At 71.1% G+C, this 10,454-nt stretch carries 9 protein-coding genes; 5 read left to right on the plus strand and 4 right to left on the minus strand.

Features of this window, described 5'->3' with window-relative positions; genetic code table 11:
• Positions 1-39 precede the first annotated feature (39 nt).
• Positions 40-1,053, minus strand: coding sequence for a zinc-binding alcohol dehydrogenase family protein (locus tag M6E97_RS03625; RefSeq protein WP_034005805.1), 1,014 nt, complete (start codon positions 1,051-1,053; stop codon positions 40-42).
• 21 nt (positions 1,054-1,074) lie between these two features.
• On the minus strand, positions 1,075-1,368 hold the full coding sequence (locus tag M6E97_RS03630; RefSeq protein ID WP_003104358.1) for a putative quinol monooxygenase: 294 nt from the start codon (positions 1,366-1,368) through the stop codon (positions 1,075-1,077).
• 95 nt (positions 1,369-1,463) lie between these two features.
• Here M6E97_RS03630 and M6E97_RS03635 point away from each other — a divergent pair, with 95 nt between their 5' ends.
• Positions 1,464-2,384, plus strand: a complete 921-nt coding sequence (locus tag M6E97_RS03635; protein ID WP_015502509.1) for a LysR family transcriptional regulator — start codon at positions 1,464-1,466, stop codon at positions 2,382-2,384.
• A complete protein-coding gene (locus tag M6E97_RS03640; RefSeq protein WP_003111769.1) occupies positions 2,369-2,671 on the plus strand; it encodes a barstar family protein in 303 nt (100 codons plus the stop codon). The genes M6E97_RS03635 and M6E97_RS03640 overlap by 16 nt, the downstream gene beginning before the upstream one ends.
• On the opposite strand, the gene M6E97_RS03645 is transcribed toward M6E97_RS03640, so the two are convergent.
• Together M6E97_RS03645 and cra are read right to left on the minus strand one after the other, a co-directional pair.
• Positions 2,672-3,451 (minus strand): TatD family hydrolase, encoded by a 780-nt coding sequence (locus M6E97_RS03645; RefSeq protein ID WP_016254276.1) that lies wholly within the window; start codon positions 3,449-3,451, stop codon positions 2,672-2,674.
• Between the two features lie 10 nt (positions 3,452-3,461).
• Positions 3,462-4,451, minus strand: a complete 990-nt coding sequence (gene cra, locus M6E97_RS03650) for a catabolite repressor/activator (protein ID WP_003104372.1) — start codon at positions 4,449-4,451, stop codon at positions 3,462-3,464.
• Between the two features lie 327 nt (positions 4,452-4,778).
• On the opposite strand from cra, the gene ptsP reads away from it, so the two are divergent.
• From ptsP to M6E97_RS03665, 3 genes are read left to right on the plus strand one after another with little or no spacing between them, the layout of a single operon-like run.
• Positions 4,779-7,649, plus strand: a complete 2,871-nt coding sequence (gene ptsP, locus M6E97_RS03655) for a phosphoenolpyruvate--protein phosphotransferase (protein WP_014833909.1) — start codon at positions 4,779-4,781, stop codon at positions 7,647-7,649.
• The gene (pfkB, locus tag M6E97_RS03660; RefSeq protein WP_003112874.1) at positions 7,649-8,593 is read left to right on the plus strand and encodes a 1-phosphofructokinase; all 945 of its coding nucleotides are present in this window, start codon (positions 7,649-7,651) and stop codon (positions 8,591-8,593) included. Before ptsP ends, pfkB begins: the two co-directional genes overlap by 1 nt.
• Position 8,594: 1 nt before the next feature.
• Positions 8,595-10,352 (plus strand): PTS fructose-like transporter subunit IIB, encoded by a 1,758-nt coding sequence (locus tag M6E97_RS03665; protein ID WP_003107161.1) that lies wholly within the window; start codon positions 8,595-8,597, stop codon positions 10,350-10,352.
• Positions 10,353-10,454: the final 102 nt, after the last annotated feature.

Below are 10,454 nucleotides of genomic sequence, written 5' to 3' on the forward strand. Positions count from 1 at the left end.
CGGTAGGGTGGAAAACGCCGCGCCCCGTGGTCCTGCCGTTCAGAACCCTTCGAGAACGATCTTGCCCTTGGCCCGGCCGCTCTCCAGCAGCGCGTGGGCGCGGCGCAGGTTGGCCGCGTCGATGCGGCCGAAATGCTCGCCGACGGTGGTCTTCAACACGCCTTCGTCGATCAGCCCGGCGACCCGCTCCAGCAGCCGGTGCTGCTCGATCATGTCGTCGGTCTGGAACATCGAGCGGGTGTACATGAACTCCCAGTGCAGCGACAGGCTCTTCTGCTTCAGCTTGACGATGTCCAGCGACGCCGGGTCGTCGATCAGCGCCAGGCGGCCTTGCGGGCGCAGCGCGGCGACGATCTGTTCGAGGTGCTGGTCGGTGTGGGTCAGGCTGGCGACGTGGCTGACCTCGGCGATGCCGATCCGCTTCAGCTCTTCGGCCAGCGGCTTGCCGTGGTCGATCACATGGTGCGCGCCGAGGTCGCGGACCCAGGCCTGGGTCTCTGCGCGCGAGGCGGTGCCGATCACGTTCAGGCCGGTCAGTTGCCGGGCCAGTTGGACCAGGATCGAACCGACCCCGCCGGCGGCGCCGACCACCAGCAGGCTCTGGCCCTGGTCGGCCTTGCCTTCGGCGATCTGCAAGCGCTCGAAGAGCAGTTCCCAGGCAGTGATGGTGGTCAGCGGCAGGGCCGCGGCCTGGGCGAAGTCGAGGCTTTTCGGCAGGTGCCCGGCAATGCGCTCGTCGACCCGATGCAGCTCGCTGTTGCTACCGGGGCGGGTGATGTCCCCGGCGTACCAGACCCGATCGCCAGGACGGAACAGGCTGACCTCGCTGCCGACCGCGCGCACCACGCCCGCCGCGTCCCAGCCCAGCACCTTGGCCTGGCCGGCTTCCGGCTGGGCGCGCTGGCGGACCTTGGTATCCACCGGGTTGACCGAGATGGCGCGGACCTCCACCAGCAGGTCGCGCGGGCCCGGCGTGGGCTCGGGCAGTTCGAGATCGAGCAGGGCATCGGGATGGTCGATGGGCAGGGACTGGTAGTAACCGACAGCTTTCATGGGGGCTCCGGGAAACTGGCCTCAGGCGAGGCGATAGAGTTGGTCGATCTTCACGTTCTGCAGCAGGGCTTCGTTGCCGCGGCTGAAGCGCAGGAAGTGTTCGGTGTTCTGGTGGCGCTCCAGGGCGGCGTCGTCGCGCCACTGCTCGATCATGTAGAACAGATGGGAGTCGTGGCGGTCCTGGTGCAGGTCGTACTGCAGGCAACCAGCCTCGGCGCGCGACGGGGCGACCAGGGCGCGCAATTCGCGTTCCAGGGCCTCGGCGTGGCCGGGGGCGGCGGTGATGGTGGCGATCAGGGTGAGGGGTGTGCTCATGGTGGGTTCCTTCGATGGGGCGGAGTCAGGATGGGCTATTTCAAATCGCTGAAAAACAGGCTATCAGGGAAGACTCTTTCAAAGGAATCTTGAAAATGCTGCGTTACGACGACCTCCAGGTGTTCGTCCACACCAGCGACAGCGGCTCGTTGTCCGCCGCCGCGCGCCAGTTGGAGATTTCCCCGGCGGTGGCCAGCGCGGCGCTGAAGCGCCTGGAAAGCGAGCTGGAGGTACGCCTGTTCGCCCGCTCCACCCGCAGCCTGCGCCTGACTCCCGAGGGCGACGCGTTCCTCCTGCATGCCCGCGCCTCGTTGCGCAGCCTGGAGGAGGGGCGCCGGTTGCTGCAGGGCGGCAAGGACCAGATCGCCGGGGTACTGCAGCTTTCCGCGCCCTCCGACTTCGGCCGCAACCTGCTGCTGCCCTGGCTCGACGAGTTCCAGGCGCGCTATCCGCAACTGAGCCTGCGCCTGCTGCTCGGCGACCGGGTGACCGATCTCTACCGGCAACCGGTGGACGTGGCGATCCGCTACGGCGCACCGGCCGACTCCAGCCTGGTCGCCCTGCCGCTGGCGCCGGACAACCGGCGAGTGCTCTGCGCCGCGCCGGGCTACCTGGCGGAGCGCGGCGAGCCGCGCCAGCCGGACGACCTGCGCGAGCACAATTGCCTGCTCTACCAACTCGGCGGCCGGGTACACGACCGCTGGGCGTTCCAGCGGGGCCGCCGCAGCCTGAGCCTGACGGTCGCCGGCGACCGGGTCTGCGACGACGCCGACGTGGTGCGGCGCTGGGCCCTGGCCGGCAAGGGGCTGGTCTACAAGTCCTGGCTGGACGTGGCCGAGGACGTGCGCGCCGGGCGCCTGCGCCTGCTGCTGCCGGAGTGGCAGGGCGAAGCGACGCCGATGAACCTCTTGTGTACCCACCGCGCCCAGTTGACCCGCCCGGTGACCCTCTTGCGCGCGTTCGTGCGCGAGCGTTGCGACGCATTGCTGGCGGAGGCTCCATGGACGAGGAACTGAACCGGGCGGCGAGCCTGGCCATCGAGCTGGCGGACGTGGACAGCGCCGCGCGCTTGCACGAACGCCTGCGCGAGGCCCTGGCGTTGCCGCCGTGGTACGGATGCAACTGGGATGCCTTCTGGGACGCCATCAGCGGCCTGGTGCCGATGCCCCGGCGATTGCGTCTGCAAGGCTGGAGCGACTTCGCCCGGCGCCTGCCGGAGGAAGCGGCGCAGCTTTCGGCCTGCCTGGAGGCGTTGCGCGAGACGTACCCGCAACTGGCGCCGGAAGTCCTGCGCGACGCTTGATCAGTCCCAGCCGAACAGCTCGGCGGCGTTGCGGCTGCTGCTCGCCGCCAGTTCCTCGGCGTCGACCCCGCGCAGCTCGGCGAGGGCGCGGCAGATGTCCGGCAGGTGCTCCGGACTGTTGCGCTGGCCGGGATACATCGAGGGCGCCATGTCCGGCGCATCGGTTTCCAGCACGATGGCGTCGGCCGGCAGCTCCGCCGCCACCTTGCGCAGGCGGTTGGCCTGCGGCCAGGTCGGCGCGCCGCCGAGGCCGAGGCGGAAGCCGAGCTTGAGGTACTCGCGGGCTTCCTCGCGGCTGCCGGCGAAGGCATGGATGATGCCACGGCGCTCCAGTCGGATGCGCTTGAGGGTGGCGATGGTCGCCGCGTGGGCGCGGCGCACGTGGATCAGCGCCGGCAGGCGGAATTCCGCGGCCAGCCGCAGTTGGGCCTCGAACAGCGCCTGCTGGGCGTCGCGGTCGAGGTGTTCCAGGTAGTAGTCCAGGCCGATCTCGCCGACCGCGCAGAGCTTCGTCTCGCCGCGCAGGCGTTGCAGCCACTGGCGCAGGTCGTCCAGGTGCTGCGGGCGGTGCCGCGCCAGATAGACGGGGTGCAGGCCGAGCGCCGCGTACAGGCCATCCTCGGCCTGCGCCAGGTCCCAGACCCGTTGCCAGTTCTCGCGGTAGACGCCGAGCACCACCTGGCGCTCGACCCCCAGCGCGCGGCTGCGTTGCAGCAGCGCGGCGCGGTCGGCGTCGAAGTCCGGGAAGTCGAGGTGGTTATGGGTGTCGACCAGGCGCATGGCGGCCGGCTCAGTCGCGCAGCTTGAGTTGCCGGGGGACGGCGTGCAGGCCCGGCCGGTAGTCGTTCTCCTCGACCGCGCGGAGCGCCAGTTCGAGGGCGTTGGCGGCGATCAGCGCGTGCTGCTGGTAGATCGAGTTGACCTTCAGCGGCACGAAGTCGAGCAACTGGGTGTCGCCGAAGGTCGCCACCCGCAAGCCTTCGGGCCAACCGTCGGCGCGCGCCTGGAACACATCGAAGACGCCTTCGAGGAGTACATAGGCAGTGGTCACCAGGGCGTCGGGCAGGTAGCCCAGGCGCTCGAGCAATTGCTCCATCAGGCGGCGTCCGCACTCGCGGCTGAACACTTCGGCATGCTCGACGATGACCTCGCCGCGGAAGTCCTTCAGCGCCTGGCGGAAGCCGGCGGCGCGGTCGTGGCTGATGATCAGGTCCGCCCGCGCGCCGAGCAGGGCGATATGGCGCGGCGCCGGTTGCAACAGGGTTTCGGTGAGGCGGCGCGCGGCGTCCTGGTCGTCGCTGATCACCGAGGCGAAGCGCTGCGGGTCGAGCTGGCGGTCGATGGCCACCACCGGCAGGCCTTCGGCGACCAGCCGGGCATGGGTATCATCCCCGGCCGGCAGGCAACTGGCGACGATCAGCGCGTCGCAGCGGCGCGCGCGGAACAGGTTGACCACCTGGCGCTCGGTCTCCGGCTCGTCGTCGGAGCAGGCGATCAGCAACTGGTAGCCGCGCGCCCGGGCGCCTTGTTCGAGTTGCTTGGCGAGGCGGGCGTAGCTGGGGTTTTCCAGGTCCGGGAGGATGAAGCCGAGGGTGCGGGTCTGCCCGCGGCGCAGGCCGGCGGCCTGCTGGTCCGGCTGGTAGCCGTGTTCCTCGACCACGGCAAGCACGCGCTCGACGGTGGCGGCGCTGATGCGCCGCTGGGCGGCCTTGCCATTGATGACGTAGCTGGCGGTGGTCACCGAGACCCCGGCCAGGCGGGCGATATCACTGAGTTTCAAACCGATCTCTACTGGAGGCGACGACAAGTTGGGCTTCAAGGATCAATCATTATCGGGTAACGTGCCAATTTAATTAAGTGAATCGATTCAGCAAAAGATTCCGGCGAAGCCGGCGCCCCCTGCCCCAGGCTGCCTCGCGCAGTCCGAACGCGGCGCCGCCTACGCTATGGCAGGTCAATGACAACAAGCGGATCACCGCCCCAGGCTGTACGGAAGGCTCCCGCGAGCCGCTTTCCGCTACCGCCGGCACATCCCGCGCCCGCGCCTCGGCGCGGCGGGACGATCCGGACGTGAGACGGGGAGCCGTTCGCTCCTGAGGAGGTTTCCATGCTCGAACTCGATACCCGGCAGATCCGCATGGGCCAGCGCGCCGCGGACAAGGCCGAAGCCCTGCGCCTGCTCGGCGCGGCGCTGGTCGCCGACGGCCTGGCCGCGCCCGGCTATGCCGAGGGCCTGAAGGCGCGCGAGGCACAAGGCTCCACCTACCTCGGTCAGGGCATCGCCATACCCCATGGGACCCCGGATACCCGCGAGCTGGTCTTCAGCACCGGTGTGCGCCTGCTGCAATTCCCCGAGGGAGTGGACTGGGGCGATGGCCAGCAGGTCTACCTGGCCATCGGCATCGCGGCGAAGTCCGACGAACACCTGCAGCTCCTGCAATTGCTCACCCGCGCCCTCGGCGAGGCCGACCTGGGACCGGCGCTGAGCGCGGCCGCCAGCGCCGAGGAAGTCCTCGGCCTGTTGCAGGGCGCGCCGCAGGAACTGGCGCTGGACGCGCAACTGGTCGGCCTCGGCCAGAACGCCGAGGACCTCGACGAACTGGCCTGGCTCGGCGCGCGCCTGTTGAAGAAGGCCGGCTGCGTGGAGAACGGCTTCGCCGCCGTGCTCCAGCAGACCGAACCGTTGCCGCTGGGCGACGGGCTGTGCTGGTTGCACAGCGAACAATTGGTGAAGCGCCCCGGGCTGGCCTTCGTCACTCCGGCGCAACCGTTACAGCACCAGGGGCAACCGGTCACCGGGCTGTTCTGCCTGGCCAGCCTGGGCGAAGCGCACCAGGCGCTGCTCGAACGCCTGTGCGACCTGTTGCTGGAAGGGCGTGGCGCCGAGCTGGTGCGCGCCACCAGCAGCCGCAGCGTACTCGCGGCGCTCGGTGGCGAGCTGCCGCCGGACTGGCCCAGCGCGCGAGCGGTCCTGGCCAACCCGCATGGCCTGCATGCCCGCCCGGCGCAGGCGCTGGCGCAGCTGGCCAAGGGCTTCGCCGGCGAGATCCGGGTGCGCCTGGCCGACAGCGAGGCGGCCCCCGTCTCGGCGAAGAGCCTGAGCAAGCTGCTCGCCCTCGGCGCGCGACGCGGCCAGACGCTGGAGTTCAGCGCCGAGCCGGCGATCGCCGAGGACGCGCTGCCAGCCTTGCTGGCCGCGGTGCGCGAGGGGCTCGGCGAGGAGGTCGAAGCGCTGGCGGAGGAGGCCTTGCCCGATGCCGTCGGCGAGGCGGAAGAGGATGCCCGGCCGGCGCCGCTGCGCGCCGGCGATCGCCTGCAGGCGATCGCCGCGTCGCCGGGCATCGCCAGTGGTCCGGCGCATGTCCAGGTGGCGCAGCGCTTCGAGTTCCAGCCGCGCGGCGAGTCGCCGGCCCATGAACGCGAGCGCCTGCTGCGGGCCAAGCGGGCGGTGGACGAGGAGATCGTCGGCCTGGTCGAACGCAGCACGGTGAAGGCGATCCGCGAGATTTTCGTCACCCACCGGGAGATGCTCGACGATCCGGAACTGGCCGAGCAGGTGCAACTGCGCCTGAATCGCGGCGAAAGCGCCGAAGCGGCCTGGAGTCGGGTGGTGGAAGACAGCGCGGCGCAGCAGGAGGCGCTGCACGACGCGCTGCTCGCCGAGCGCGCCGCCGACCTCCGCGACCTCGGCCGGCGGGTGCTGGCCAGGCTCTGCGGGGTGGAGGCGCCGCGCGAGCCGGAGCAGCCGTACATCCTGGTGATGGACGAGGTCGGCCCCTCCGATGTCGCCCGCCTCGACGCCCAGCGGGTCGCCGGCATCCTCACGGCGCGCGGCGGCGCCACTTCGCACAGCGCGATCATCGCCCGCGCCCTCGGCATTCCGGCATTGGTCGGCGCCGGCGCGGCGGTGCTCGGCCTGGAGCCGGGCACGGCGCTGCTGCTGGATGGCGAGCACGGCTGGCTGCAGGTGGCGCCGAGCACCGAACAGTTGCAGCAGGCCGCCGCCGAGCGCGACGCCCGCCAGCAGCGCCAGGCCCGCGCCGACGCGCAGCGTCTGGAGCCTGCGCGGACCCGCGACGGCCACGCGGTGGAAGTCTGCGCCAACCTTGGCGACACCGCCGGCGCCGCGCGCGCGGTGGAGCTGGGCGCCGAGGGCGTTGGCCTGCTGCGCACCGAGTTCGTCTTCATGAGCAACGCCCGCGCGCCGGACCTGGCGACCCAGGAAGCGGAATACCGTCGGGTGCTCGACGCCCTCGACGGACGTCCGCTGGTGGCGCGGACCCTGGATGTCGGCGGGGACAAGCCGCTGCCGTACTGGCCGATTCCCCACGAAGAGAATCCCTATCTGGGCCTGCGCGGTATCCGCTTGACCCTGCAGCGACCGCAGATCCTCGAGACCCAGTTGCGCGCGCTGTTCCGCGCCGCCGGGGAGCGACCGCTGCGGGTGATGTTTCCGATGGTCGGCAGCCTCGACGAATGGCGCCAGGCGCGTGACCTGGCGCTGCGCCTGCGCGAGGAAATCCCGCTGGCCGACCTGCAACTGGGGATCATGGTCGAGGTGCCCTCGGCGGCGTTGCTCGCGCCGGTGCTGGCCCGCGAGGTGGATTTCTTCAGCGTCGGCACCAACGACCTGACCCAGTACACCCTGGCCATCGATCGCGGCCACCCGAGTCTTTCGGCCCAGGCCGACGGCCTGCATCCGGCGGTGCTGCAACTGATCGACATGACCGTCCGCGCCGCCCACGCCGAGGGCAAGTGGGTCGGCGTCTGCGGTGAACTGGCGGCCGACCCGCTGGCGTTGCCGCTGCTGGTCGGCCTGGGAGTGGACGAGCTGAGCGTTTCGGCGCGCAGCATCGCCCTGGTCAAGGCCGGCGTGCGCGAACTGCAGCTGGTCGCTGCGCGCGGCCTGGCCCGCAAAGCCCTGGGCCTGGCGAGCGCCGCCGAGGTCCGGGCCCTGGTGGAAGCGGAGGTGCAGTAATGGCGCGGATCCTGACGATTACCCTGAATCCGGCGCTGGACCTCACCGTGCGCCTGCGCCAGCTGGAACTGGGGGCGGTTAACCGCAGCGAGGCGGTGCTGACCCAGGCCGCCGGCAAGGGCCTGAACGTCGCCCAGGTGCTTGCCGACCTCGGCCATCGGTTGACGGTCAGCGGCTTCCTCGGCGAAGACAACCAGCCGCCGTTCACCGCCATGTTCCAGCGTCGTGGCTTCGCCGATGCGTTCGTCCGGGTGCCGGGCGAAACCCGCAGCAACATCAAGCTGGCCGAGCGCGGCGGGCGCGTCAGCGACCTCAACGGGCCGGGCCCGGAGGCCGACGAGCGAGCCCAGGCGGCGTTGCTCGAACGCCTCGACCGGCTTGCCGGGGAGCACGAGCTGGCGGTGGTCGCCGGCAGCCTGCCGCGCGGGGTCGAGCCGGAATGGCTGGGCGAACTGCTGCGGCGCTTGCGGCGCCTCGGCCTGAAGGTCGCCTTCGACAGCAGTGGCGCGGCCCTGCGCGAAGGTGTGAAGGCTGCGCCGTGGATGATCAAGCCGAACGTCGAGGAACTGGCCGATCTCTGCTCGGCGCCGATGGATGACCTGGTCGCACAGCGCCAGGCGGCCGAACGCCTGCGCCATGACGGGGTAGGCCAGGTGGTGATTTCCCAGGGCGCCGCGGGGGTCAACTGGTTCGCCGCCGAGGGTGCCTGGCAGGCGCGGCCGCCGGCGGTGGAAGTGGCCAGCACGGTGGGCGCCGGCGATTCCCTGCTGGCCGGCATGCTGCACGGCCTGGCCAGCGGCTGGCCGGCCGAGCGGGTGCTGCGTCAGGCCACCGCCATCGCCAGCCTGGCGGTGACCCAGTTCGAGTTCGGCATCGGCGATCCGCAGCGCCTGGCGCGGATCGAAGCGGGCGTCGTGGTGCAGCCATTGGTCGAGGAGGCCTGAGATGAAACTAGCGATCGTCACCGCCTGCCCTGGCGGACAGGTCACCAGCGTGCTCGCCGCGCGCCTGCTGCGGGGCGCCGCCGAGCGCCTGGGCTGGGAAACCTGCGTCGAGGCGAATGCCGGGTCGAGGCCCGAGGGCGAACTGAGCGCCGAACAGATCGCCGAAGCCGACTGGGTCCTGCTGGTCGGCGTCGAGCCGCTGGCGGCGGCGCGTTTCGTCGGCAAGCCGGTGTATCGCGCGCGTCCCGCCGAGGCGCTGGCCGATCCGCGCGCCTTCCTCCAGCGGGCCGCCGCCCTGGCGAGCGTGGAGGTCGCCGGGGACGAGGCCGGCCTGGTTGCGCCGGAGGCCGGAGCGGCACCGCGGATCGTCGCGGTGACCGCCTGTCCGACCGGCGTGGCGCACACCTTCATGGCCGCCGAGGCGTTGCAGCTCGCGGCGGGGCAACTGGGCTTCGCGTTGCAGGTCGAGACCCAGGGCTCGGTCGGCGCGCGCAACCCGCTCGACCCGGCGGACATCGCCGCCGCCGACGTGGTCCTGCTGGCCGCCGACATCGACGTGGACACGGCCCGTTTCGCCGGCAAGAAGATCTACCGTTGCGGCACCGGCGTGGCCCTCAAGCAGGCCCGCGCGACGCTCGAGCGGGCGCTGGCGGAAGGGCAGGTCGAGAGCGCGGGCGCAGCCAGCGCGGTGGTCGCCAGGGACGAGAAGCGCGGGGTGTACAAGCACCTGCTGACCGGGGTGTCGTTCATGTTGCCGATGGTGGTCGCGGGCGGCCTGCTGATCGCCCTGTCGCTGGCCTTCGGCATCGATGCCTACAAGCAGCCGGGCAGCCTGGCGGCGGTGCTGAGGACGGTCGGCGACACGGCTTTCGTCCTGATGGTGCCGATGCTCGCCGGCTACATCGCCTATTCCATCGCCGACCGCCCGGGCCTGGCGCCGGGCATGCTCGGCGGCCTGCTCGCCGGGACCCTCGGCGCCGGGTTCATCGGCGGGATAGTCGCCGGCTTCATCGCCGGCTATGCGGCGCGGGCCATCAGCCACGGGCTGAGGCTGCCGGCGAGCCTGGAAGCGCTGAAGCCGATCCTGGTCATCCCGTTGCTGGCCAGCCTGGTCACCGGCCTGCTGATGCTCTACGTGGTCGGCAAGCCGGTGGCCGGGATGCTCGCGGCCCTGACCGGGTTCCTCGACGGCATGGGCACCTCCAATGCCATCCTCCTCGGCCTGCTGCTCGGCGGGATGATGTGCGTCGACCTCGGCGGACCGGTCAACAAGGCCGCCTACGCCTTTTCCGTCGGCCTGCTCTCGTCGCACAGCTACGCGCCGATGGCGGCGGTGATGGCGGCGGGCATGGTGCCGCCGATCGGCATGGGCCTGGCGACCCTGCTGGCGCGGCGCAAGTTCGCCGAGAGCGAGCGGCAGGCCGGCAAGGCAGCCTCGGTGCTGGGGCTGTGCTTCATCTCCGAAGGCGCCATCCCGTTCGCCGCCAAGGACCCGTTGCGGGTGATCCCGGCGAGCATCGCCGGCGGCGCGCTGACCGGCGCTCTGTCGATGTACTTCGGCTGCAAGTTGCAGGCGCCTCACGGCGGGTTGTTCGTGATGCTGGTGCCCAACGCGATCAACCACGCCCTGGCGTACCTGCTGGCGATCGTCGCCGGCAGCCTGCTTACCGGGCTGCTCTACGCCGTGCTCAAGCGCGGCGCCGAGCCGGGGCTGGCGCTGGGGACCTCGTCCTCGCGGGAACCGGCGGCTGGCGGATAGCCGCGAGGCGGTCATGCGCCCTACGCCACCTGAGCGACGTGGCAGGGGGTAGGGCGAATAACGCCGCAGGCGTTATCCGCCGATACTCCGGCGAACCAGCGG

The sequence above is a fragment of the Pseudomonas sp. B111 genome, from assembly GCF_026428275.1.
GTDB lineage: Bacteria > Pseudomonadota > Gammaproteobacteria > Pseudomonadales > Pseudomonadaceae > Pseudomonas > Pseudomonas aeruginosa.